This window comes from Klebsiella huaxiensis, from assembly GCF_003261575.2.
GTDB classification, from domain to species: Bacteria; Pseudomonadota; Gammaproteobacteria; order Enterobacterales; family Enterobacteriaceae; genus Klebsiella; species Klebsiella huaxiensis.
Genome location: NZ_CP036175.1, coordinates 718769 through 743633 on the forward strand (window position 1 = coordinate 718769; position 24865 = coordinate 743633).

The 24865-nt window shown below is 52.3% G+C and carries 26 protein-coding genes and 1 other RNA gene; 11 read left to right on the forward strand and 16 right to left on the reverse strand.

Features of this window, described 5'->3' with window-relative positions; all coding sequences use genetic code 11:
- Positions 1-4: 4 nt before the first annotated feature.
- Entirely contained in the window at positions 5-919 is a 915-nt protein-coding gene (pfkB, locus tag DA718_RS03495; protein ID WP_112213608.1) for a 1-phosphofructokinase, read from the reverse strand.
- A 24-nt stretch (positions 920-943) separates the two neighbouring features.
- Positions 944-1798 (reverse strand): tagatose bisphosphate family class II aldolase, encoded by an 855-nt coding sequence (locus tag DA718_RS03500; protein ID WP_112213609.1) that lies wholly within the window; start codon positions 1796-1798, stop codon positions 944-946.
- A 351-nt stretch (positions 1799-2149) separates the two neighbouring features.
- Here DA718_RS03500 and DA718_RS03505 point away from each other — a divergent pair, with 351 nt between their 5' ends.
- Both DA718_RS03505 and DA718_RS03510 read left to right on the forward strand, forming a co-directional pair.
- On the forward strand, positions 2150-2944 hold the full coding sequence (locus DA718_RS03505) for a DeoR/GlpR family DNA-binding transcription regulator (protein WP_167492720.1): 795 nt from the start codon (positions 2150-2152) through the stop codon (positions 2942-2944).
- 10 nt (positions 2945-2954) lie between these two features.
- On the forward strand, positions 2955-3902 hold the full coding sequence (locus tag DA718_RS03510; RefSeq protein WP_112213611.1) for a sugar kinase: 948 nt from the start codon (positions 2955-2957) through the stop codon (positions 3900-3902).
- 51 nt (positions 3903-3953) lie between these two features.
- Here DA718_RS03510 and garD read toward each other — a convergent pair whose 3' ends face one another.
- Positions 3954-5525, reverse strand: coding sequence for a galactarate dehydratase (gene garD / locus DA718_RS03515; protein ID WP_112213612.1), 1572 nt, complete (start codon positions 5523-5525; stop codon positions 3954-3956).
- Positions 5526-6043: 518 nt separating this feature from the next.
- Between garD and garP the strand changes: the two genes are divergently transcribed.
- The 6 genes from garP to DA718_RS03545 all read left to right on the forward strand — a co-directional run bounded on the left by garP (position 6044) and on the right by DA718_RS03545 (position 11963).
- Complete coding sequence (gene garP, locus DA718_RS03520) at positions 6044-7378, forward strand: galactarate/glucarate/glycerate transporter GarP (RefSeq protein ID WP_110272926.1); 1335 nt, start codon at positions 6044-6046, stop codon at positions 7376-7378.
- A 28-nt stretch (positions 7379-7406) separates the two neighbouring features.
- Positions 7407-8177: a 2-dehydro-3-deoxyglucarate aldolase gene (garL, locus tag DA718_RS03525; protein ID WP_112213613.1), complete on the forward strand. Its 771-nt coding sequence runs from the start codon at positions 7407-7409 to the stop codon at positions 8175-8177.
- A 28-nt stretch (positions 8178-8205) separates the two neighbouring features.
- A complete protein-coding gene (gene garR, locus DA718_RS03530) occupies positions 8206-9096 on the forward strand; it encodes a 2-hydroxy-3-oxopropionate reductase (protein ID WP_112213614.1) in 891 nt (296 codons plus the stop codon).
- Between the two features lie 65 nt (positions 9097-9161).
- Positions 9162-10307 carry a glycerate 2-kinase gene (garK, locus tag DA718_RS03535; RefSeq protein ID WP_112213615.1) on the forward strand — a complete coding sequence of 382 codons (1146 nt, stop codon included), beginning with the start codon at positions 9162-9164 and terminating at the stop codon, positions 10305-10307.
- A 32-nt stretch (positions 10308-10339) separates the two neighbouring features.
- Positions 10340-10718, forward strand: an RNA gene (rnpB, locus tag DA718_RS03540) — RNase P RNA component class A.
- 834 nt (positions 10719-11552) lie between these two features.
- Positions 11553-11963, forward strand: a complete 411-nt coding sequence (locus DA718_RS03545) for a Spy/CpxP family protein refolding chaperone (protein ID WP_112213616.1) — start codon at positions 11553-11555, stop codon at positions 11961-11963.
- Positions 11964-11999: 36 nt separating this feature from the next.
- On the opposite strand, the gene DA718_RS30335 is transcribed toward DA718_RS03545, so the two are convergent.
- Both DA718_RS30335 and DA718_RS03550 read right to left on the reverse strand, forming a co-directional pair.
- Entirely contained in the window at positions 12000-12161 is a 162-nt protein-coding gene (locus DA718_RS30335) for a hypothetical protein (RefSeq protein WP_167492721.1), read from the reverse strand.
- Positions 12162-12185: 24 nt separating this feature from the next.
- Positions 12186-12887, reverse strand: a complete 702-nt coding sequence (locus tag DA718_RS03550; protein ID WP_112213617.1) for a pirin family protein — start codon at positions 12885-12887, stop codon at positions 12186-12188.
- A 104-nt stretch (positions 12888-12991) separates the two neighbouring features.
- On the opposite strand from DA718_RS03550, the gene DA718_RS03555 reads away from it, so the two are divergent.
- Positions 12992-13888 (forward strand): LysR family transcriptional regulator, encoded by an 897-nt coding sequence (locus DA718_RS03555; RefSeq protein WP_110272932.1) that lies wholly within the window; start codon positions 12992-12994, stop codon positions 13886-13888.
- A gap of 37 nt (positions 13889-13925) precedes the next feature.
- Here DA718_RS03555 and DA718_RS03560 read toward each other — a convergent pair whose 3' ends face one another.
- The 11 genes from DA718_RS03560 to DA718_RS03610 form a co-directional block, all read right to left on the reverse strand.
- Positions 13926-14294, reverse strand: coding sequence for a DUF805 domain-containing protein (locus tag DA718_RS03560; RefSeq protein WP_112213618.1), 369 nt, complete (start codon positions 14292-14294; stop codon positions 13926-13928).
- 126 nt (positions 14295-14420) lie between these two features.
- The gene (locus tag DA718_RS03565) at positions 14421-15407 is read right to left on the reverse strand and encodes a glutathione S-transferase family protein (protein WP_112213619.1); all 987 of its coding nucleotides are present in this window, start codon (positions 15405-15407) and stop codon (positions 14421-14423) included.
- A gap of 69 nt (positions 15408-15476) precedes the next feature.
- Entirely contained in the window at positions 15477-15869 is a 393-nt protein-coding gene (locus DA718_RS03570) for a DoxX family protein (protein ID WP_112213620.1), read from the reverse strand.
- Between the two features lie 251 nt (positions 15870-16120).
- Positions 16121-16420, reverse strand: coding sequence for a YqjK-like family protein (locus DA718_RS03575; RefSeq protein ID WP_112213621.1), 300 nt, complete (start codon positions 16418-16420; stop codon positions 16121-16123).
- Positions 16417-16815, reverse strand: coding sequence for a phage holin family protein (locus DA718_RS03580; RefSeq protein ID WP_112213622.1), 399 nt, complete (start codon positions 16813-16815; stop codon positions 16417-16419). Before DA718_RS03580 ends, DA718_RS03575 begins: the two co-directional genes overlap by 4 nt.
- A gap of 2 nt (positions 16816-16817) precedes the next feature.
- On the reverse strand, positions 16818-17123 hold the full coding sequence (locus DA718_RS03585; RefSeq protein WP_004125506.1) for an ElaB/YgaM/YqjD family protein: 306 nt from the start codon (positions 17121-17123) through the stop codon (positions 16818-16820).
- Positions 17124-17168: 45 nt separating this feature from the next.
- Positions 17169-17537: a DUF1090 domain-containing protein gene (locus tag DA718_RS03590; protein ID WP_112213623.1), complete on the reverse strand. Its 369-nt coding sequence runs from the start codon at positions 17535-17537 to the stop codon at positions 17169-17171.
- Positions 17538-17686: 149 nt separating this feature from the next.
- The gene (gene mzrA / locus DA718_RS03595) at positions 17687-18064 is read right to left on the reverse strand and encodes an EnvZ/OmpR regulon moderator MzrA (RefSeq protein WP_167492848.1); all 378 of its coding nucleotides are present in this window, start codon (positions 18062-18064) and stop codon (positions 17687-17689) included.
- A gap of 8 nt (positions 18065-18072) precedes the next feature.
- Complete coding sequence (gene yqjA / locus DA718_RS03600; protein WP_112213625.1) at positions 18073-18735, reverse strand: DedA family general envelope maintenance protein YqjA; 663 nt, start codon at positions 18733-18735, stop codon at positions 18073-18075.
- Between the two features lie 338 nt (positions 18736-19073).
- A complete protein-coding gene (exuR, locus tag DA718_RS03605; protein WP_112213626.1) occupies positions 19074-19850 on the reverse strand; it encodes a transcriptional regulator ExuR in 777 nt (258 codons plus the stop codon).
- Positions 19851-19979: 129 nt separating this feature from the next.
- Positions 19980-21281, reverse strand: a complete 1302-nt coding sequence (locus tag DA718_RS03610) for an MFS transporter (protein ID WP_112213627.1) — start codon at positions 21279-21281, stop codon at positions 19980-19982.
- 482 nt (positions 21282-21763) lie between these two features.
- On the opposite strand from DA718_RS03610, the gene uxaC reads away from it, so the two are divergent.
- A complete protein-coding gene (gene uxaC, locus DA718_RS03615; RefSeq protein WP_112213628.1) occupies positions 21764-23176 on the forward strand; it encodes a glucuronate isomerase in 1413 nt (470 codons plus the stop codon).
- Between the two features lie 18 nt (positions 23177-23194).
- Positions 23195-24682, forward strand: coding sequence for a UxaA family hydrolase (locus tag DA718_RS03620; RefSeq protein WP_112213629.1), 1488 nt, complete (start codon positions 23195-23197; stop codon positions 24680-24682).
- The last annotated feature ends 183 nt before the right edge of the window (positions 24683-24865 follow it).

Genomic DNA, 24865 nt, shown 5'->3' on the forward strand with positions numbered 1-24865 from the left:
ACCTTTATAATTGGACGACTTGAATCTGCTGTAATAATTCGTCTGTGCGTTGTAATTTTCCTAATCCGGCGGAACCAGCAACGTCAGCGCCGGTGGCGCTGGCTAATGCCAGAGCGTGGGTGACGTCTTCTTCATTAAGCCATTTACTGAGAAAAGCGCCTAGTGCGGCATCACCGGCACAGGCGGAACTGACCAGGTCTATTTTGGGTGCGGAGCAGAACCACACGCTTTCACTATCAGAAAAGTAGAGACCCTCGGCACCCATCGTTAACAGCACGTTGCGAGCGCCGAGCTGGTGCAGCGTATGCATTGCCTCCCGCACCTGCTGGTGGTTACTGACATCGAGACTGAAGATTTCCCGCAGCTCGTCATCGTTAGGCTTGATCAGCAACGGCCGTAATTCCAGCAACTGGCGCAGGACCGGATGGCTGATATCGAGAATAATTTCGCAACCTTTCTGCTGGCATAATTCAATAATCTCGCCATAAAACCGGCTTTCAATTCCCGGAGGAAGGCTGCCGCTAATGACTAAATAATCCCCAGCGGAAACGCATTCCAGGTGATGAATAACCTGCTGCTTACAATCATCATCAATTTTTGCTCCGGGATTCACCAGCTTATATTCATCGGTGCCATCATTAATGAAAATATTAATTCTGGTTGGCTCAGAGACCCATGCTGGCGTGACTTTAATTTTCTGCTGACGTAACTCTTCCACAATATAACGGCCAGTGAAACCGCCGAAAATGCCCATAACGTGAGTGGGTTGCTGATAGTGATTTAATATCAGTGAGACATTAACTCCCTTACCGTTTGGGCAATATTCTGTATGCCGGGTTCGGTTCACTGCCGAAGGCTTCAGCGGATCGCAAAAGATATTCATATCGATCGCAGTGTTGAGTGTCAGGGTATGGATCACGACATTGCTCCTTCGATCCGGAAATTACAGTTGCCCTTCACAGCCGCAAACGTGAATAACTTTGCGTACCACATCTTTCATCGCTGCTTTTGCAGGTTTCATGTAGTGGCGCGGATCGTTAGCGTCTGGATTTTCATCGAAGTACTGTTTCAGAGCGTCGGAGAAGGCGATTTTCAACTCGGTGGCGACGTTGACTTTGCATACGCCCAGAGAAATTGCCCGGCGGATGTCACTATCCGGAAGACCTGATGCGCCATGCAGTACCAGCGGCACGTCAACGCGATCGCGAATGGCGGCGAGACGGTCAAAATCAAGCTTCGGTTCCGCGGCATACATGCCGTGCGCCGTACCAATGGCTACAGCCAGCGAGTCGATGCCGGTGCGAGTGACAAATTCGCGAGCCTGCTCCGGGTTGGTATACAACGCATCTTTTGCATCGACAACCAGGTCATCTTCCACGCCGCCCAGACGACCCAGCTCGGCTTCTACGCTGGCATCATAGCGATGGCTCAGTTCAACCACGCTCTTGACTAATGCGACGTTCTCTTCAAAAGGCGAGTGCGAACCGTCGATCATGACCGAACGGATACCGGCCTGTACCTTACGCGTGATATCGGTCAGATCTTCATGGTGATCGAGGTGTACCGCTAGCGGGAGATCCCAAATCTTAGCCAGATCGCGAGCGATCGCCACCACGTTACCGGTTCCTGCATAGCTGTAAGTTCCCGGAGTACCTGCAAGGATCAGCGGAGAGCGCAGTTCGGCAGCAGTTTCTACTACGACCTGCATCGTTTCCAGGTTGTGGATATTAAACGCCGGAACCGCATAGCCGAGGCGCTGGGCTTTCAACAGCATATTTTTACTGGAGATAATGTACATTCGTACTCCTCATCTTTCATGTTGTAAGTTATTTTGTGGTTTTAATCTTCATTTTGAAAGTAATGTAGCGATCGCTTCGATAGATTGTTGTGATCAAGCGCACACAACAGCTATGTTGTTTTAAAAATGAAAGTTATAAAATCTTGTTTGTTTTCTTTTTTAAAAGTATCTTGGTTGCGGGTTGTTTTTTAATGTATTGAATTAAATCATTTTAATTATTTATTAAGAGCATCTTGACGGCGTGACGTTTGACAATGCTGCGGGGAAATTTAAAAATGAAAGTTATTCTGGGAGATAATAAGAAGGCACAACACTGTGGCAAAACCGTCAACAAGCCTGCTGAAAAGGCGCTTGGACATCGCTGAGATCGTGCGCAAGAACGGAGAGATTAAAGTCGACGATCTGGCTGAAATGCTGGCCGTTTCCGGGGTGACGATTCGTAATGACCTGAATTACCTCGAACAGCAGGGCTACCTGAAGCGCTCTTTTGGCGGCGCAATATACACGTCTCAGGCGGGGGCTCCGATCGCCCTGACTCAGGAGACTTCCGTGGCGACGGACAAGGCGCTGGAGACTGAAATGGCTCGCCAGATCGCCGCACAGATCGAAGATAGCGAGACGCTTTTTCTGGGGCAGGGATCGATCCTACGCAAAGTGATCCCCTTTCTTGCGGGTTATGACGAACTCTGCCTGCTATTAAACGATTTGGCGCATGTTCCGCTGGCGCAGGAGTTTCTGAATGGTGAAACCGTACTGCTCGGGGGCGTGCTGGGGGGAAATGGCAAAATCGTGGAAGGCGACCTGGCGCTGAGCGCGCTGGGCCATTATCGCCCCTCACGAGCGCTGGTTGCCGTCGACCATATTGCTGAAGATGGCACCTTAAGCGTCAGACAAGAAGCCAACGCCCGCCTGCTGAGCGAAGCGGTGGCTCAAAGTGAGCGGGTCATTGCGGTAGTCGCTAATCGTCCGGTATATGGTGACAAGCGTTACGCGATGGGTGATTTACGGCAGATTAGCGGCATAGTCACGCCGCAGGTCGTTGCCGCGGAATATCATGCCCGACTTCTCGCCGCTGGACTGACGAATAGCTATACCAATAATGAGTGCCTGACATGGCTCAACCCTGCTTTGCAAAAGGCAAAGTAAAGGAGCGATGATGAACGTGACCATTTGCACCATCGGCGAACTACTGGTGGAGTTTCTGGCAAAAGAAGAAAACCAGGGTTTTTCTCGCCCGGGAGAGTTTTGGGGGCCATATCCCAGCGGCGCTCCGGCAATTTTTGCCGACCAGGTGGCAAAGCTGGGGTTTGGTTCGGTGCTTTTCAGCTGCGTCGGCAATGATGCGTTTGGCGAAATGAATATCGCGCGACTGGATGCCGATGGCGTTAATGTCAACGGTATCGCCATACTGCAAAAAGCGACTACTGGCAGTGCTTTTGTAAGCTATCGGAGTCAGGCACAGCGCGATTTTATTTTTAATATGCCGAATAGTGCCTGTGGTCTGTTAACCGCCGACCATATTGATGAACGCCTGCTTGGACAGTGCAATCATTTTCACATTATGGGTTCCTCGCTGTTTTCGTTTCGCATGATCGATGCGATGCGTAAGGCGATTGAAAATATCAAAGCGCGCAACGGCACGGTTTCGTTCGATCCGAATATTCGTAAAGAGATGCTCAATATTCCTGAAATGTCGCAGGCCTTTGAATATATTCTCGATTACACGGATATTTTCCTGCCAAGCGATGGTGAGCTGGATTACTTTGGCCTCAACCCGGGGCGCGATGAGCAAGTGCTGGTGGATAAACTGTTAAAGCGCGGCGTCAAGCACGTGGTGATTAAACGTGGCCCGCGCGGCGCGAGCTATTTCAGCGCTCAGAAAACGCATCATGTTGCGGGTTTTAATGTTCCGGTTGTGGACCCAACGGGGGCGGGCGACTGTTTCGGTGCAACCTTTGTCAGCTTGTTCCTGTCCGGCGCATCGCCGCAGGAAGCGTTGAAATGGGCCAATGCCAGCGGTTCACTGGCGATCGCTCAGCGCGGACCAATGGAAGGGACGTCGACGAAAGCGCAGATAGAGGCGTTTCTTAAAGCTTATAAGTAAGAACGGTATCCCGCTCGAAATATGACGAGCGGGATAAATAATATCAGCAGATCACGTCACTGGCGCTGGGTTAAACACCGCCAGCTGATTATGTAAGCCCCACTGATCCGAGAAGGTTTTCTTGCGGCCGCTGGCGACATCAAGAATAAATTCAAACAGCTTCAGACCCACGTCTTCGATAGTCTCTTCACCGGTGGCGATGGTTCCCGCGTTGATATCCATTAAGTCAAACCAACGATTCGCCAGCTCGGTACGCGTCGCCATCTTAATGACCGGCACCGCGACCAGGCCATACGGCGTACCGCGACCGGTGGTGAATACCTGCACCGTGATCCCAGAGGCCACCTGCTGGGTACCGCAGACAAAATCACTGGCTGGCGTTGCGGCGTAAATCAGGCCGCGTTTGGTTGGACGCTGTCCCGGAGAAAGCACTTCGGCAATCGCGCTCTTACCGGATTTCGCGATAGAACCGAGCGCCTTTTCCACCACGTTTGCCAGGCCGCCTTTCTTGTTGCCTGGGGAAGGGTTGGCGCTGCGGTCGGTTTTGCCCATATCGAGATAGTTATCGTACCAGGCCATCTCTTCCAGCAGGCGTTTACCCACTTCTTCGTTGATGGCGCGTGGCGTCAGCAGGTGGATTGCATCGCGCACTTCGGTCACTTCGGAGAACATCACGGTTGCGCCGCAGCGCACCAGCAGGTCGGACGCATAGCCCACAGCCGGGTTGGCGGTCACGCCAGAAAACGCATCGCTGCCGCCGCACTGCATACCGACCACCAGCTCGGAGGCCGGGCAGGTTTCACGCTGGCGCTGGTTCAGTTTCTCCAGATGACGCTCGGCAACTTGCAGAATATCGTCGACCATCGATTTAAAACCGACGTGTTTTTCGTCTTGCAGGCTAACGATACTGGCGCTATCCACCGGGATGCTTTTAACATCGTCGGTACCTTCCAGCAGACGCTCCGGCTGAAGTTTTTCACAGCCGAGGCCAATTACCATCACTTCGCCGCCGAAATTCGGGTTAAGCGCAAGGTTGTGAATGGTACGGATAGGCACGACCGCCGCCGGGGCGTTAATCGCCACGCCGCAGCCGTAAAGGTGGTTCAGGCCGACTACGCCATCAACGTTGGGATATTTCGGCAGCAGATCGCGTTCGATAATTTTAACCACGTAATCTACAACGCCCGCCACGCAGTGCACGCTGGTGCTAATGCCGAGCAGGTTTTTGCTCCCCACGCTACCGTCCGCGTTGCGATACCCTTCGAAGGTGTAGCCTTCCAGCGGCGGCAGTGGCTCGGGAACTTTGGTCGCCAGTGGCAGGGTGTTGAGCGGTGGCGCTTCCGGCAGTTCGACCAGCGATTCATCAATCCAGCTACCCTGCGCGATATCACGAACCGCGTAGCCAATCACTTCGCCATAGCGGATGATTTCACCGTGTGCGGGAATATCGACCAACGCGACCTTATGGCCTTGCGGGATATGTTCAACGAGCGTGAGTCCATCAGGGAAACGCGTTCCGGCCGTTAAACCTCGATCGTTAACAATAATCGCTACATTATCCGTTTCGTGTACTTTTATATAAAACGCCGTCGGCGATTCTTGTCTAATTTCAATTTCAGCCATTGTCCAGTATTCTCCAGCAAGGTGCGAATAATAAAATAAAACGGTTATATCCGTCATATTTCAAGCTGCATGTGCGTTGGCTTTCCTCGCTCACCCCAGTCACTTACTTTAGTAAGCTCCTGGGGATTCCCTTCGTTGCCGCCTTCATGCAACTCGAAATATTTAGGGTATATTCAATTTCTGATGCTCAGATTTGTGGAATTAAGAATGTCAGGTGTTTAGATTTAAAAATGTGATCTAAATCACTCATTTTTGCGAGAGGGAGTCAGGTATAGAAGGAAATCATTGGAACTGTGCATCAGCGCCCACTGATTATTGCATTTGCACAATTATAATGGTTTTTGTCATCTCTTTGTGGGGTTTATGCACAGTGATCAAATACGGTGAGCTGATTATACTGAGTCATGCTTGCAATGCGTCGGATAAGTAAATCGACAGTATCTAAGATCGATTTATAAATAACTAAAATCACACCAGTAATAAATGATGGAAGGTGTGTCGTACCTGAGGAATATAAAATGAGTGTGGATGCAGCAATAGAGCAGAAAAAGGGTATGCCAACCCGATATTTAATTCTGTTGATAATATTTATTGTTACTGCCGTTAACTATGCAGACCGTGCGACGCTATCTATTGCCGGTACCGAAGTGGCGAAAGAGTTGCAGCTGAGTGCAATTTCAATGGGTTATATTTTCTCCGCTTTCGGTTGGGCCTATTTGCTGATGCAAATTCCAGGCGGCTGGCTGCTGGACAAATTTGGCTCGAAGAAAGTCTACACCTACAGCCTGTTCTTCTGGTCGCTGTTTACCTTCCTGCAAGGCTTTGTGGATGTATTTCCGCTGGCCTGGGCGGGTATCTCAATGTTTATCATGCGTTTTATGCTGGGCTTCTCGGAAGCACCTTCTTTCCCGGCAAACGCCCGTATCGTTGCAGCCTGGTTCCCGACCAAAGAACGCGGTACCGCATCCGCTATCTTTAACTCCGCACAATATTTTTCTCTGGCGCTGTTCTCTCCGTTGCTGGGCTGGCTGACTTTTGCCTGGGGCTGGGAACATGTGTTTACCGTCATGGGTGTGATTGGTTTTGTCCTGACCGGTCTGTGGGTTAAGTTCGTTCACAACCCAACCGACCATCCGCGGATGACCAAAGAAGAGCTGAAGTTTATCTCTGAGAACGGCGCAGTTGTCGATATGGATCATAAAAAGCCGGGTAGTGCAGCGGCCAGCGGTCCTAAACTTCACTATATCAAGCAGCTGTTGACCAACCGCATGATGCTGGGCGTGTTCTTCGGCCAATATTTTATCAACACCATCACCTGGTTCTTCCTCACCTGGTTCCCGATTTATCTGGTGCAGGAAAAGGGGATGTCGATTCTGAAAGTGGGTCTGGTGGCATCTATTCCAGCGCTGTGCGGCTTTGCCGGCGGGGTGCTGGGTGGAGTGTTCTCCGACTATCTGATTAAACGTGGTTTTTCTATCACCGTGGCGCGTAAGCTGCCGATTGTCCTCGGAATGCTGCTGGCCTCGACCATCATTCTGTGCAACTACACCGATAATACCGTGTTGGTGGTGAGCCTGATGGCACTGGCCTTCTTTGGCAAAGGATTTGGCGCACTGGGCTGGCCGGTGATTTCCGATACCGCTCCGAAAGAGATTGTTGGTCTGTGCGGCGGTGTATTTAACGTATTTGGTAACGTCGCTTCCATCGTAACTCCGCTGGTTATTGGTTACCTGGTGAGCGAGCTGCATTCATTCAACGCAGCGCTGGTCTTCGTAGGATGTTCGGCTCTGATGGCGATGGTTTGCTATCTGTTTATTGTCGGCGACATCAAACGTATGGAACTGCAGAAATAATTAACGGTTAAGTGACAAGGTATAAGCGATGAATAACGATATCTTCCCGAACAAATTTAAGGCGGCCCTGGCGGCGCATCAAGTTCAGATCGGCTGCTGGTCCGCGCTCGCAAGCCCTATCAGCACTGAAGTTTTAGGTTTGGCTGGCTTTGACTGGTTGGTGCTGGACGGCGAACATGCGCCGAACGATATCTCAACCTTTATCCCACAGCTGATGGCGCTGAAAGGCAGCACTAGTGCGCCAGTTGTGCGCGTACCGACCAATGAGCCGGTAGTTATTAAGCGCCTGTTGGACATTGGTTTCTATAACTTCCTGATTCCGTTTGTAGAGACGGAAGAAGAAGCAGTCAATGCCGTTGCTTCTACGCGTTATCCGCCAGAAGGCATTCGCGGCGTCTCCGTATCACACCGCGCTAATATGTTTGGCACCGTGCCTGATTACTTCGCGCAGTCGAACAAAAACATCACCATCCTGGTGCAGATCGAAAGTCAGCAAGGCGTGGATAACGTCGATGCGATCGCCGCGACCCCGGGCGTCGACGGTATTTTTGTCGGCCCAAGCGATTTGGCCGCCGCGTTAGGCCATCTGGGCAATGCTTCCCACCCGGAAGTACAAAAAGCTATCCAGCACATCTTTGCCGTCGCGAAAAAGCACGGTAAGCCAAGCGGCATTCTGGCGCCGGTTGAAGCGGATGCGCGTCGTTATCTGGAATGGGGCGCAACCTTTGTCGCTGTCGGCAGCGACCTGGGCGTATTCCGTTCGGGCACGCAGAAATTAGCTGATTCCTTTAAGAAATAACCACCACCGAAACTAGAGAGATAAAGACATGACAATGAAAGTTGGTTTTATTGGCCTTGGTATCATGGGTAAACCAATGAGTAAAAACCTCCTCAAGGCAGGTTACTCGTTGGTGGTTGCTGACCGTAACCCGGATGCGATTGCAGAAGTGATTGCCGCTGGCGCGGAAACCGCCACGTCGGCGAAAGCCATTGCTGAACAGTGTGACGTGATCATCACCATGCTGCCGAACTCTCCGCATGTGAAAGAGGTGGCGTTGGGCGAAGGCGGCATCATTGAAGGCGCGAAGCCGGGTACCGTTCTGATCGATATGAGCTCCATCGCGCCTCTGGCAAGCCGCGAAATCAGCGAAGCGCTGAAAGCGAAAGGCGTGGATATGCTGGATGCGCCGGTCAGCGGCGGCGAACCGAAGGCCATCGACGGCACCCTGTCGGTGATGGTTGGCGGCGATAAAGCGATTTTCGACAAATATTACGACCTGCTGAAAGCGATGGCCGGTTCCGTAGTACATACCGGTGATATCGGCGCAGGTAACGTAACCAAACTGGCTAACCAGGTCATTGTGGCACTGAACATTGCCGCGATGTCTGAAGCGCTGACTTTGGCGACCAAAGCGGGCGTGAACCCGGATCTGGTGTATCAGGCAATCCGCGGTGGACTGGCCGGTAGCACCGTGCTGGATGCGAAAGCGCCAATGGTGATGGACCGTAACTTCAAGCCGGGCTTCCGTATCGATCTGCATATCAAAGATCTGGCGAACGCGCTGGATACCTCTCACGGCGTTGGAGCACAACTGCCGCTGACCGCTGCGGTTATGGAGATGATGCAGGCGCTGCGTGCCGACGGTCTGGGTACCGCCGACCATAGCGCTATCGCATGCTACTACGAAAAACTGGCGAAAGTGGAAGTCACTCGCTAACAAGAAGGGCGCGGATGCGCGCCCTGTAATTCTTGCCTTGCGCGGCACTGTCAGGCTACATAACTATGAAAATCGTAATCGCCCCAGACTCTTATAAAGAAAGCCTCTCGGCCACTGAGGTGGCACAGGCTATAGAAAAAGGTTTTCGGGAAATTTTCCCCGATGCGCTCTACGTGAAGGTTCCTCTCGCCGATGGCGGAGAAGGTACCGTTGAGGCGATGATTGCCGCGACGCAGGGAACCGAGATGAGTGCTTGTGTGACGGGGCCGCTGGGTGTTCCGGTTGATGCCTGCTGGGGGCTTTCCGGCGATGGCAAAACCGCGTTTATCGAAATGGCGGCGGCCAGTGGACTAGGACTGGTACCTCCCGCCCAGCGCAATCCGTTATTAACCACGTCGCGCGGTACCGGCGAGCTGATTTTGCAGGCGCTGGAAAGCGGGGCGAAAAATATCATTATTGGTATCGGCGGCAGCGCTACCAATGATGGCGGCGCGGGGATGGTACAGGCGCTGGGCGCACGTCTTTGCGACGCGAATGGCGTGGAGATCGGCAACGGTGGCGGTAGCCTGTGTAACCTGAATTCGATTGATATCTCTGGTCTTGATGCGCGATTGCGCGATTGTGTTATCCGCGTGGCTTGCGACGTGACCAACCCGCTGATCGGCGATACTGGCGCTTCACGGATTTTTGGCCCGCAAAAAGGGGCCACCGAAGCCATGATCCGCACGCTGGATACCAATCTTGATCATTACGCCGATATTATTCTGGCCGACCTGCATGTTGATGTTAAGCAGGTTGCTGGCGCGGGAGCCGCAGGCGGCATGGGCGCAGCGTTGATGGCGTTTCTCAATGCTGAATTGCGCAGCGGAATCGAAATTGTGACCCAGGCGCTGAATCTGGAAGAGCATATCCTCGATTGCTCGCTGGTGGTAACCGGTGAAGGTCGGCTGGATAGTCAAAGCATTAACGGTAAAGTGCCGGTGGGCGTGGCCAGTGTGGCGAAAAAGTATCATAAGCCGGTGATCGGTATTGCCGGTAGCCTGACCCGCGACGTGGGCGTGGTTCATCAGTATGGTATTGATGCGGTGTTTAGCGTACTGACCAGCGTGACCACTCTGGAAGAGGCGTTTCGCGGCGCAGCAGACAATATTTATCATGCGTCGCGGAATATTGCGGCGACATTGCAGGTTGGGATGGCGACGGAAGGATGACAACCGGCGGCAAACCCTCTATACTTCGCGCCGAAGCTGACCAGACAGTCGCCGCTTCGTCGTCGTCCTCTTCGGGGGAGACGGGCGGAGGGGAGGAAAGTCCGGGCTCCATAGGGCAGGGTGCCAGGTAACGCCTGGGAGGCGCAAGCCTACGACCAGTGCAACAGAGAGCAAACCGCCGATGGCCCACGCAAGTGGGATCAGGTAAGGGTGAAAGGGTGCGGTAAGAGCGCACCGCGCGGCTGGTAACAGTTCGTGGCACGGTAAACTCCACCCGGAGCAAGGCCAAATAGGGGTTCACAAGGTACGGCCCGTACTGAACCCGGGTAGGCTGCTTGAGCCAGTGAGCGATTGCTGGCCTAGATGAATGACTGTCCACGACAGAACCCGGCTTAACGGTCAGCTTCCTCATTCAACAAAACCCCGTCAGAAATGGCGGGGTTTTTGCTTTCTGGTACAGGTGATTAAAAGGGAAGATGAATGACTGTCCACGACGCTATACTGAAAAGAAAGCGGCTTAACGGTCAGCTTCCTCATTCAACAAAACCCCGTCAGAAATGGCGGGGTTTTTGCTTTCTGGTACAGGTGAATAAAAAGGGAAGATGAATGACTGTCCACGACGCTATACCGAAAAGAAAGCGGCTTAACGGTCAGCTTCCTCATTCAACAAAACCCCGTCAGAAATGGCGGGGTTTTTGCTTTCTGGTACAGGTGATTAAAAGGGCAGATGAATGACTGTCCACGACGCTATACCGAAAAGAAAGCGGCTTAACGGTCAGCTTCAACTTTTCAGAAAACCCCGTCAGAAATGGCGGGGTTTTTGCTTTCTGGTACAGGTGATTAAAAGGGCAGATGAATGACTGTCCACTACACTATACCGAAAAGAAAGCGGCTTAACGGTCAGCTTCAACTTTTCAGAAAACCCTCGTCAGAAATGGCGGGGGTTTTTGCTTTCTGGCTCTGCTGGAATTACCCGATGGTTTTATAGGTCAGGTAAGGCGCCAGCCGCCACCTGACAAGAATGCGGGCACAATGCGCAAGGCAGGTTTGTCATTAACACCAACCCTCTCTCATAAGGTCAGGTATTTTATATTCACTCAATTAATTATTTATTTTAATACATTTCCATTAATTATATTCTCTGAACTTTAACTACATCTATACGTACTATTTCTTACATTTCCACATCTGCTTCTGAAAAATAATAAGCCGCCCTTTCTGACAATTACCCTTCAGGATAAAACAATGAAATTAATGACCCGTATCGTGTTCACCGCTGTTCTGGCTAGTGGATTCTCTATGGCGGCCCAGGCTGCTGATGTTAAGGCTGCACCAGCCCCAGCACAGGATCCGATTGTTCAACATTTAAAGCTGACCAACGATCAGGTAACGAAAATTAAGAGTCTGCACCAGCAATTGGAAAAAAATGTTCAGCAGATTTCCCAGAAAGATATTAAAGACGGCGTACTGTTTGATGTGATCGATTCCGGCAAATGGAATGAAAAAGCGGTTAAAGATCAGCTGGCGGCATTTAGCAAAGTAGAACAGCAGGTTCGCTACTATCGTGTGAAATACTATTTTGGTGTGAACCAGGTATTAACGCCAGAGCAGCGCAAGCAGGTGCAAAAAGATTTAGCCCAGGAACTGAGCGAGTAAATCAATCGGCCCCGTTCTGGGGCCGATGTTTTTACGTCAGGCGAGGCTCTCTTCGTCCTGAATCCGTACCTCCGCTTCCGCGACGATAGCTTCCAGTTCACTTAACATCTCTTCATAGCCAAAACTGACTGCGACCATAACTTCCGGTTGCGGCTGTTGCACTAATATCGCTGCTTTTTTTGCTTTCTTCTTGCTCACAGGCAAACTCCCTTACTGCCGTTGTTACACAGGTAAATCTATCAGCAAAGCGCGTAACGGCGTATCGGCGACGAGGGTAATGTTAGCTTCGTCACGAATAAACGCGCCATCACCACAGGTCAGGGCCTGTTTTTCTTCTTCTTGCACAAGCGCATGCACCGTCCCGTGAATCGACTGCAGATAGGCGCGTGGGCCGTGAAGCTGGACGCTGAGCTGCTCGCCTTTTGCCAGTTCGATATGGTGGATCCATACCTGCTGGCGCAACTGGAGACTATTTTGGCTGCCGTCTGGCGAAGCCAACAGCTGTTGCGGTCCCGAGGCGATCGCTATTTTCTGGACTAGTGGATTTTCATGCTGCGGGCAGGCATCCAGCCACAGCTGCATTCGCGTTAACGAACCCTCTTTACTCAGGTTGTGCTCGCTGTAGCTAACGCCGGGTTGAGTCGAAATCAGCAGTGCCTCTCCCGCTTTCGCCTGGATATGGTTGCCGTCACTGTCGCGGTACTCCGCTTCCCCTTCCAGTATCAGGTTCAGAATATCGACCTTCGGGTAGGTACGCGGCTGGAACGAGGCGCCGGGCGCCAGCACTTCCTGGTTGAGCACGCGCAGAGACGCGTAGCCTAGCAGTTTCGGGTCGAAGTAGTGGCCAAAGGAAAAGGTGTAGCGGGCCTGCAGCCAGCCGAAGTCAGCTTGACCGCATTGTTTGGCTGTTCGGGTAGTAATCATTTTCTTGACCTCTCTTTACACTAAATCAATGGTAAAGGTATGGACGGTGTATTGTTAGCCAGATATTCTGCCCGGTATGTTCAAATTTCCTGAATGAGAGAATGATGGCCAAAGAGAGAGCACTAACGCTGGAAGCGTTGCGCGTTATGGATGCGATTGACCGACGCGGAAGCTTTGCCGCTGCGGCTGATGAACTCGGTCGTGTTCCTTCGGCGCTGAGCTATACCATGCAAAAGCTGGAGGAGGAGCTCGATGTCGTGCTGTTTGACCGCTCAGGACATCGAACAAAATTCACCAACGTTGGGCGAATGCTGCTGGAGCGTGGACGGGTTCTGCTGGAAGCGGCGGATAAGTTGACGACCGACGCTGAAGCCCTGTCGCGCGGTTGGGAAACGCATCTGACTCTTGTCACCGAAGCGCTGGTGCCAACCACCAATCTATTTCCGCTGATTGAAAAGCTGGCGACCAAATCTAATACTCAGTTGTCGATCATTACTGAAGTGCTGGCCGGTGCGTGGGAGCGCCTCGAGCAGGGTCGGGCGGATATTGTCGTTGCGCCGGATATGCATTTTCGCTCATCGTCGGAAATTAATTCCCGCAAGCTTTACTCGGTGACAAGCGTCTATGTTGCCGCGCCGGATCATCCGATTCATCAAGAGCCAGAGCCGCTTTCCGAAGTTACGCGCGTGAAGTATCGCGGCGTAGCGGTGGCCGATACCGCTCGCGAACGCCCGGTATTGACGGTGCAACTGCTCGACAAGCAGCCGCGATTAACCGTCAGTACGATTGAAGATAAACGTCAGGCGCTATTGGCAGGACTGGGCGTGGCGACAATGCCTTATCCGCTCGTTGAGCAGGATATTGCCGAAGGTCGTTTACGGGTGGTCAGCCCGGAATACAGTAATGAGGTTGATATCATTATGGCCTGGCGTCGCGATAGCATGGGTGAAGCGAAGTCATGGTGCCTGCGCGAGATCCCGAAGCTGTTTATGAATAGATAGATCAACATGCGCCCCTTTTTGGCAAGGGGCGCATTGTTTAGTATGAGGTTGGTTTTGGGTCCGGCCCGAAGCGGTTATTGCCGGGAGTACCGTTCTGGCAATTAAAAATAATGATCACCAGCCAGCCGATAACAGGAATCAGCAGTAATAACAGCCACCATGCCGAACGGTCGGTGTCGTGCAAACGACGAAACTGCACCGCCCACCACGGTAAAAATACCAGTATGGCATAGATAGTCGTCAGGATGCCTTCTCCTCCCGCGCGCTGCCAGCCGAGCATCTTATCAATGATGCTGAGTACGCCAGTCAGGATGATGTTGACCAGAATAAACATCCAGTACTCTTTGCGCCGGGCGCGACCGCCAAATCCAAGATAGTTTTGTAATACTTTAAGATACCAGTCCATTTCTACGCCTCAATTAACCGTCAATCACTTGTTTTTAAAGCGATCGAAATAAGAATAGACGCGAATGAAATGTTGGCAAATATTTGCTGAATGAATTGTTGGGCGCTGTAAATAGCGCCCAATATCTTAGCGGAAGCGAAGATCGCGGCCGTGCGGCTCGCTGAGATCTTGCTGTGGACCAATGGAGATAATCCCGGTTGGGTTGATCGTTTTATGGCTACGGTAGTAGTGGTTGCGAATATGGGCAAAATCTACCGTTTCGGCAATGCCTGACATCTGGTAGATATCGCGCAGGAAGCCATAAAGATTGAGATAATCGCTGATGCGGTGTTTATCGCATTTAAAATGGGTCACATACACCGGGTCGAAGCGAACCAGTGTAGTCCACAGGCGAATATCTGCCTCGGTTAACTGGTTACCCGTCAGGAAGCGGTGCTGTCCCAGGATTTGCTCAAGGCGCTCCAGCGAGGTAAATACCGCATCGACCGCTTCGTCGTAGGCCTGCTGGCTGGTGGCGAATCCGGCTTTATAAACGCCGTTGTTAACGTTGTCGTAGATCCAGCCGTTCAGCTCATCAATTTGATCACGCAGCTCAGGTGGATAGTAATCTCCGGCGCGAGCACCGAGCCCATCGAAAGCGGAGTTGAACATGCGGATGATTTCAGCCGACTCGTTACTGACGATAGTGTGCTGTTTTTTATCCCACAACACCGGCACCGTAACGCGCCCGCTGTATTGCGGATCGGCATGCAGGTACAGCTGATAAAGAAATTCGTGCTGATAGAGGGTATCGCCAGTGGCCGCCGGAAAGCTATCGTCGAACGTCCAGCCGTTCTCGAACATTAAGGGATTGACCACCGAGACTGAAATAAACGGCTCTAACCCTTTCAGACTGCGTAGAATTAAGGTGCGATGCGCCCATGGACAGGCAAGAGAAACGTACAGATGATAGCGGTCTTTTTCCGCCGGAAATCCTGGTTCACCACCCGGTCCTGGTGCGCCATCGGCGGTTAGCCAGTTGCGAAAGGCAGAAACAGAACGCTTGAACCGCCCTCCGGTGGATTGGGTGTCATACCAGGTATCGTGCCAGACGCCGTCAATTAATTGTCCCATCATTTCCTCCCTCAGATAGCAAAAGCGAGGAGATGTCCCCTCGCTTTGTCTTTATTCAGTATAGCGTGCTTACCATTTCTTATTCAGCACGCGGTCGATACTGAATGCGCCCGGGCCGGTGATACCCAGCAGCAGGAAGCCACCAGCGATGGTCAGGTTTTTCATGAAAATCAGCGAGTTCACGCCTTCAGCAAAGTTGCTGTGGAACAGGAACGCGGTCAGTACGGTGAAGCCTGCTGTGAATAGCGCAGTAGTGCGAGTCAGGAAACCGAACAGAATTGCCAGACCGCCGCCAAATTCAAGCAGAATAACCAGCGGCAGCATAAAACCAGGGACGCCCATGGCTTCCATATATTGTTGGGTACCCGCATAACCAGTGATTTTTCCCCAACCTGCTGTGATAAACAGAATTGGCATCAGAATGCGTGCTACCAGTACACCAACATCTTCTAATTTTTTCATTTCTTACTCCATAAAACCCAAAGGGCGGCGATTTTGTTTTTTAGTGCAATCCTGCGTATGACGCGGGGTTGCTGTCGATGGAGTGAATATTAGCGAGGCTGTGACGTAATTGTTAGCAAGGAAAACTGTAGATCTACTTCAAAGATTCTGAGTAACCATTGATAAAGCAAATGAATAGAAGGGCCGACTGAGCGGTCTGGATAATGGTGTTCGGTGGGAGACGTTAAATAAGAAGAGGCACAAGATGTGCCTCAGCGTGTTGATTGCTGGCGCAGCAGGCTACGCGCCATGCGCCAGGTGCTCCAGAGACCAAAACTGCGTTTTGTCCAACGGAGTAAAAAGCGCGGGTGGCGGACAGACCACACCGCGATGAGTCCACTGCCAACCATCGCCCATGAACGCAAGTTAAGTAGGGTATGCCAGCCGCGATCTATTGGCGCGGTTGCTTCCAGCCAGTCGCGCCGGCTGGCGTTGAGATCCAACCGTTGCTGTTGGATTAGACGCAGCAGACGTGCTTTCTGCCGTTCACGTTCCTGTTGGTCGCGGCTCATGGCTTATCGTCCTCCAGTAAGGACCTGTCGTTAGCCAGTTCCTGACGCGTAAGGCGCAGAAACGTCGAACGTCGGGCCTTACTAAGCGTCCAGATACCGCCAATAAGAGCCGCCAGCAGCAGGGTCACGGTGGTGGCGATCATCACGTTCAGGCGATATTGCGCATCGACGGCCCAGATAATGAGGACCAACAGACTCATCAACCCGAATGCAGCAAATAGCAATGTCAGCCCTAGCATCAGAAACAGCTGAAAGAGATTCGCTTTCTCCTCTTCCAGCTCCACGACCACCAGGCGCAGGCGCGTTTCCACCATTTCGACCAGCAGGGTAACTATCCGCTGACCAATGCCGAAAACGCTTTGACCCGGCCCCTGTGTGTGTTGAGAGTTTGCCATAATCAGCGGCGCGTCAGCAGAACACCCAGCACCAATCCGACAGCTGCGCCAATTCCGACGCCGGTCCACGGATTTTCGCGGACGTATTCATCGGCGCGAGCAGCGGTTTCGCGCGTTTGCTTCACAATGGCGTCGCTGGTTTCTCCCAAACGAACGCGGCTCTCTTTCAGCGCGCTTTCGGCTTTGCTACGCAGCTTACCAATCTCTTCTTTCGATTTATCCGTGGAGGAGTTCAGCACTTCTTCCAGGGTGTCAGCCAGCGTTTTCAGTTCCGCACGCAGGTCTTCTGCAACGTTATCTTTAGCCATGTTTATCTCCTGTTAAAGTGGTCCATATTGGTCTTACTTAACCGATTAATACTCGCGAGATTGCAGCGTTTTCAGCTCTTGCTGCGCTTCATCAAGTTTATGCTGGCGCTTGCTGATTTTGTCAGCATCGCCTTTCTGTTCGGCTTCGCGCAGATCGTTCTGCCGTTCGGCTATTTCTGCTTGCTGTTTGGCGATTTTTTGCTGGTGTTCAGCTTTGAGCTTACTGTCGCTGCAATTTGCTCTGACTTCACTAAGCGCTCGATTCAAACCATCAATACGGTTCTGATTATGATGTTTTTCTGCGTAGCTGATCTCCCGCTGGATATCCTGCTCTTTTTCCTGACAAGGGGAGATGGCAAAGGCACTGGCGCTCAGTGAAGAAAGAACCAGAATTAAAGCGATGCGGTGTTTCATGGATGCGACCTTCCATTGTGTGAGGGCATACGTGAGGGTATACCCGATCCAGTTGATTAACGTGAGCCTGGTGACTCCCGCAAACCTAATGATAGTAAGTAAAACGGAAAATCACCAAACCGGGTGAAAATATTCGGAATTTTCGTTGATTACCCGAATCTGTGTGGGGTATCGCGCAGGCGCGAAATCCAGGCCGTCGGTGAATTATCGTCTTCCAGCAAAGCGATAATATAACCATGTGGCAGTGCGCGGCCCAACACTTCTTTGGCCGCGACGCCCTGGGCGTTGGAGTCAAACTTGATAAGCAGGCCATCATTTTGCGGCGTAATGCTTTTAAAGCTGATGCCATTGGCGTCGAGGTGATGCCAGACGGAAAAACCGTCCGGCATGCTGATACCCTGGCTGACGGGACGGATAGCCAGGGTAGATTCCTGCTGTTGCACGGTCAGCCAGAGCCAGAACAGACCGCACAGGAGTAACGAGCCGCCCAGCACCCAGCTTATGTGACGCAGTGAAGGACGTTTAATCACCATCATCAGCTCCGGCTTCTGTGTTTTTTCTTCCACAGGACAATCAGCGAGCCAACCAGGCCAAATACCAAAAGCGCCACCGGCAGCAGCATCAGGCAGGACATCAGCTGATCTTCATACTTCAGGAATACCGGCGTTTTACCCAGCAAGTATCCCAGTGAGGTCAGGATCAGGACCCACAGCAGGCCGCTCATCCAGTTAAAGAACTGGAAGCGTGCGCTGCTCAGGCCAGATAGTCCGGCAATGGTCGGCAGCAGCGTGCGGACGAAAGCGATAAAACGGCCGATCAGCAGCGCGGAAAGCCCATGTTTATGGAACAGATGGTGCGCGCGCTGATGATAGTGTGAGGGCAGGTGCGATAACCAATTTTGTACTATTCGTGTATTACCCAGCCATCGGCCTTGAATATAACTTAACCAGCAGCCGAGGCTCGCGGCGGCGGTGAGCAGCAGTAGCGTTTCCGGAAAGCCCATCGCGCCTTTAGCGATAAGCACGCCGACCAGTACGAGCAGACTGTCGCCCGGCAAAAAGGCAGCAGGTAGCAAACCGTTTTCAAGAAATAAAATCATAAATAAGACAAAGTACAGCATGCCAATCATGGACGGATTAGCGAGAGTTTCGTAATCCTGAGCCCACAAGGCATTCAATAATTGGGTTAATAGTTCCATTCACGATTCCTGGTACATCGGTTAACGGCACGTCTGAACGCGGTGTATGCATGGCGACATGGCTTCTTATTGGATTATGGTCGCTGCTGCGCTCTGAACGGATCCCTGTTTAAAAGTGAAGTAAGCAAAAGCTAACTCTCAGAACGACAAAATGCATCTAATTGTAACAAACCAGCTGACTTTACGTCATAGAAATTGCTGTTTGTTGCATATTGATTTTGCTGATTGCGAAGGAGGGAGGCGAGAGTATTTACACAGGCTGACACTATATATGTTTTGCTTACCCTGCGAGGTTTGCGGGCAGCGGCGCAATGGCTGCCCGGGAAGAAGATAATGGTCTATTTTACGCCGTTGGCGGCGGTATCGAGATGAACGACCGGATTATCAGCAAACAGATAGCGGTCCGCATTGAATTCGAAGTCATCGCTGGTTTCGTTAAACAGCATGAGCTTGGTGTTTTCCAGATGCTGCCACATGGCCAGTTTTGCCGCGTGTGGATCCTTGCGGATAAGCGCTTTGAGGATTTGGTCATGATCGTCGCACCAGTTATCGACGGTGCGCAGGTCGATGTGGTCGTGCAGCTTCTTCCAGTACGGGTTATGCACTCGCTGGGTCCACATCTTTTCAACGATAGCGGCTAAGGCGGTGTTTTGCGTCGCCAGAGCCACCTGAACGTGAAACTGAAGATCCCACTCGGAGTCGCGGAAGCATTTTTCTTTACGCGCTTTCTCCTGAATTTCCATCAGTTTCATGATGTCTTGCTTGGTTACCTGAGTGGCAGCGAACTCGGCGATATTACTTTCAATGAGCTGACGGGCTTGCAGCAGCTCAAACGGACCGTAGCTGGCGAACTCCAGCGACTCATCAGGAATTTGCTGATGCTTCGGTTGGTTGGAGATAACGTGGATGCCGGAACCTTTGCGTACTTCAACGTAGCCTTCCACTTCCAGCATAATAATGGCTTCGCGAACCACGGTGCGGCTAACGCTTTTTTCATCAGCAATAAACCGCTCTGCGGGCAGTTTATCGCCCACAAGGTAGACACCTTGTTCAATACGCGTCTTCAACTCGGCGGCAAGCTGCTGATACAAACGACGCGGTTCAGTGATTTCCATATTCGCTCCCGGGAGATGGCGACAATATTGGATTTGTTATACCACTTTTACGCGCTTCTCACCACCAGAAGAGACGAAAAAGCCGCCTTTATACCGGCGGCTTTCATGTCCTAATTAACCAGGCAGACTCTAGCTTTGCGTTGCCGGTTTACTGGTGTTTAACGGCGTGGGATCGTCATCGGCTGATTTATTTTTCAGGACCGTCCAGATAACTATCGCGCCCAGCACATCGAATACTGCCAGTACGGCGAACAGCGGGCTAAAGCCGATAGTATCAGCCAGTGCACCGACGACCAGGGCAAACAGGGTGCTTGCCAGCCATGCGGCCATCCCGGTCATACCGTTTGCTGTTGCCACTTCGTTACGACCAAATACGTCTGAAGAGAGCGTGATCAGTGCACCGGACAGCGCCTGGTGAGCAAAGCCACCGACGCACAGCAGCGCGATAGCCACGAATGGGCTGGTGAACAGACCGATCATCCCCGGGCCAATCATCAGCAGCGCACCCATGGTGACCACCATTTTACGCGAAACGATCAGGTTAACGCCAAACCAGCGCTGGAACAGCGGCGGCAGGTAACCCCCAATGATGCACCCGAGGTCAGCAAACAGCATCGGCATCCACGCAAACATGGCGATCTCTTTCAGGTTAAAGCCGTAAACTTTAAACATGAACAGCGGGATCCACGCGTTGAAGGTCCCCCATGCAGGTTCTGCAAGGAAGCGCGGCAGGGCGATACCCCAGAACTGACGGTTGCGCAGAATCTGCCACGGGGACATTTTCTTGCCGTTATTGGTCTGATGCTGAGACTCCTGGCCACCAATAATATATTCGCGTTCTTCTTCGGTTAATTTTTTCTGATCGCGCGGGTGTTTGTAGAAAACCAGCCAGGCCATTGCCCAGGCAAAGCTCAGGACGCCGGAGATAATAAACGCCATCTGCCAGCTGTGCATTACGATAGCCCATACCACCAGCGGCGGCGCGATCATTGCACCGATAGAAGAGCCAACGTTGAAGTAGCCGACGGCGATTGAACGCTCTTTTGCCGGGAACCATTCAGAGCTGGCCTTCAGACCTGCGGGGATCATCGCGGCTTCAGCGGCACCTACTGCGCCACGCGCCAACGCCAGGCCGCCCCAGCTTCCCGCCAGCGCCGTGGAGCCGCAGAAGACTGCCCAGGCAACAGCAAAGAAGGCATAGCCGATTTTGGTACCCAAAACGTCCAGCACGTAGCCGGCAACCGGCTGCATGACGGTATAAGCAGCAGAATAGGCCGCGATGATATAGGAATACTGTTGGGTGGAGATGTGTAACTCTTCCATCAGAGTTGGCGCAGCTGCCGCCACAGTGTTACGCGTCAGGTACCCCAGCACGGTGCCTAACGTCACCAGTGCGATCATGTACCAACGTAACCCTTTAATTTTACGCATGTAAACCTCATCGTTTGTTATATATCCGCAGCGGGTGCGGCTATCTTCCAGCCCTGTAACTGAGGCGAAGAAGGAGAAACGGAGGGCTCAGGAGAGGAAACCTCATATGGCCCGAACCTTGCCATCAACTGTTGTGTCTAATTCGGCATCCATACCGGTAAATCCAACGTAATAATTCGTTGGTAATGCATTCCGTCGGTTTATATGTTTCGACGGCAGCAAGATAACTTGTCATACAACTTCAAAAGGTGAGTGACATCACAAAAGTGGGAAAGTTTGTGTGGGCATTCATTCCTGAGATAAAGGCCAGAGCTGGCGCGCTCTGGCGGGCCGTTTACTCCTTTGATGGTAATTTTTTTGTCGACGTTTATTGATCTAACTCACGAAAAATACTTCGGCCTGTGGAAATTGGTGTGATAACTTTGTCAGCATTATAGTCAATCATCTGATGGGCTCCCACAGGGGGCGAAGAGGACACGAAAATGACACCGTTTATGACCGAAGATTTCCTGCTTGATACCGAGTTTGCTCGCCGCCTGTACCACGATTATGCTAAAGACCAGCCGATTTTCGACTATCACTGCCACCTGCCGCCGCAGCAAATTGCCGAAAATTACCGCTTCAAAAATCTGTATGACATCTGGCTGAAAGGTGATCACTACAAATGGCGTGCGATGCGCACCAACGGCGTAGCCGAACGTCTGTGCACCGGTGATGCTTCCGATCGTGAGAAATTTGACGCCTGGGCGGCCACTGTACCGCATACTATTGGCAACCCGTTATACCACTGGACGCATCTTGAACTGCGTCGTCCTTTTGGTATTACAGGTAAGGTGCTCTCTCCGGCAACGGCGGATGAGATCTGGAATGAGTGTAACGATCTGCTGGCCCAGGACAGCTTCTCTGCTCGCGGCATCATGCAGCAGATGAACGTGAAGATGGTCGGAACCACCGACGACCCGGTTGATTCGCTGGAGCATCATGCCTCTGTCGCTAAAGACAGCACTTTCTCCGTGAAAGTGCTGCCGAGCTGGCGCCCGGACAAAGCGTTCAACATCGAACAGGCGACCTTTAACGACTACATGGCGAAGTTGGGAGAAGTGTCTGACACCGACATTCGTCGCTTTGCTGACCTGCAGTCCGCGCTGACGAAACGTCTGGATCACTTCGCCGCCCACGGTTGTAAGGTTTCTGACCATGCGCTGGATGTGGTGCTGTTTGCCGAAGCTAGCGAAAGCGAACTGGATACTATCCTGGCACGTCGTCTGGCGGGTGAATCCCTTAGCGAGCATGAAGTTGCGCAGTTCAAAACCGCGGTTCTGGTGTTCCTCGGCGCGGAATACGCTCGTCGCGGCTGGGTGCAGCAGTATCACATTGGCGCACTGCGTAACAACAACCTGCGTCAGTTCAAACTGTTAGGGCCAGACGTTGGTTTCGACTCCATCAACGACCGCCCGATGGCGGAAGAGCTGTCCAAACTGCTCAGCAAGCAGAACGAAGAAAACCTGCTGCCGAAAACCATCCTGTACTGCCTGAACCCGCGCGACAACGAAGTGCTAGGCACCATGACAGGCAACTTCCAGGGCGAAGGTATGCCAGGCAAGATGCAGTTCGGTTCCGGTTGGTGGTTCAACGATCAGAAAGACGGCATGGAACGTCAGATGACCCAGCTGGCGCAGCTCGGCCTGCTGAGCCGCTTTGTCGGTATGCTGACCGATAGCCGCAGCTTCCTCTCCTACACCCGTCATGAATACTTCCGTCGCATCCTTTGCCAGATGATAGGCCGTTGGGTTGAGGCTGGTGAAGCCCCGGCGGATATTCAGCTGCTGGGTGAGATGGTGAAAAACATTTGCTTTAACAATGCGCGTGACTACTTCGCCATTGAACTGAACTAAGACCAGAGGTCGGTTGATATGCAATACATTAAAATCCATTCGCAAGATAACGTCGCGGTAGCGTTGGCGGATATGGCGGCAGGCACGGTGGTCACCATTGACGGCGATACGGTCACGTTGGCTCAGGATGTTGCGCGCGGGCATAAGTTTACGCTGCGTAGCATTGCGAAGGGAGACAACGTCGTTAAGTACGGTCTGCCGATAGGACATGCGCTGGCGGATATTGCGCCGGGGGAACATATCCACTCCCACAATACGCGCACTAACTTAAGCGACCTAGACGCGTATAGCTATCAACCGGAACTTATCGAGCCCGTCGCGCAGCCTGCGGATCGCGATATCCAGATTTATCGTCGGGCCAACGGCGATGTTGGCGTTCGTAACGAGCTGTGGATCCTGCCGACCGTTGGCTGCGTCAACGCCATGGCCCGTCAGATGCAGAACCGCTTCCTGAAAGAAACCAACGACGCCGAAGGTATCGACGGAGTTCATCTCTTCAGCCACACCTACGGCTGTTCGCAGCTCGGTGACGATCATATTAACACCCGGACCATGCTGCAAAATATGGTGCGTCACCCAAATGCGGGCGCGGTGCTGGTAGTTGGTCTGGGTTGCGAAAACAACCAGGTTGATGCGTTCCGCGAAACCTTAGGTGAATTCGATCCTGAACGCGTTCACTTTATGATCTGTCAGCACCAGGATGATGAAGTGGAAGCGGGGATCGAGCATCTCCATCAGCTCTACAACGTGATGCGTAGTGACAAACGCGAACCGGGCAAGCTGAGCGAGTTGAAGTTCGGCCTTGAGTGCGGCGGTTCCGATGGTCTGTCCGGCATTACCGCGAACCCAATGCTGGGCCGTTTCTCGGATTACCTGATTGCTAATGGCGGTACCACCGTGCTGACCGAAGTTCCGGAAATGTTCGGTGCCGAGCAGCTGCTGATGAGCCACTGCCGTGACGAAGAGACCTTCGGCAAGCTGGTGACGATGGTCAATGACTTCAAACAGTACTTTATCGCCCACGACCAGCCAATTTACGAGAACCCATCACCGGGTAACAAAGCGGGCGGTATCACCACCCTGGAAGATAAATCGCTAGGCTGCACGCAGAAAGCGGGTTCCAGCCAGGTGGTTGACGTGCTGCGCTATGGCGAGCGGCTGAAAGTTCACGGACTCAACCTGCTGAGTGCACCAGGCAACGATGCGGTAGCGACCAGCGCGCTGGCCGGTGCGGGCTGCCATATGGTGCTATTCAGCACCGGTCGCGGCACGCCATACGGCGGTTTCGTTCCGACGGTGAAAATCTCCACCAACAGCGAACTGGCGGCGAAGAAAAAACACTGGATCGACTTCGATGCGGGACAGTTGATTCACGGTAAAGCGATGCCGCAGCTGCTGGAAGAGTTCGTTGACACCATTGTGGCCTTTGCTAATGGTAAGCAGACCTGCAATGAACGTAATGATTTCCGGGAACTGGCTATTTTCAAAAGCGGAGTCACCCTCTAATTACTCGTCATCTTTCGCACCACCGCTGTGTTGGCTGCGTTTATCCACCCCGGTCACTTACTTCAGTAAGCTCCCGGGGATGTCTAAACTTGCCGCCTTGCTGTGGTGCGAAATCTTTAGAGTAATGAAAAGGAGGCGTTTCATATTATGATGCGCGTTTTGTTTTATACCCTAAATAATTTG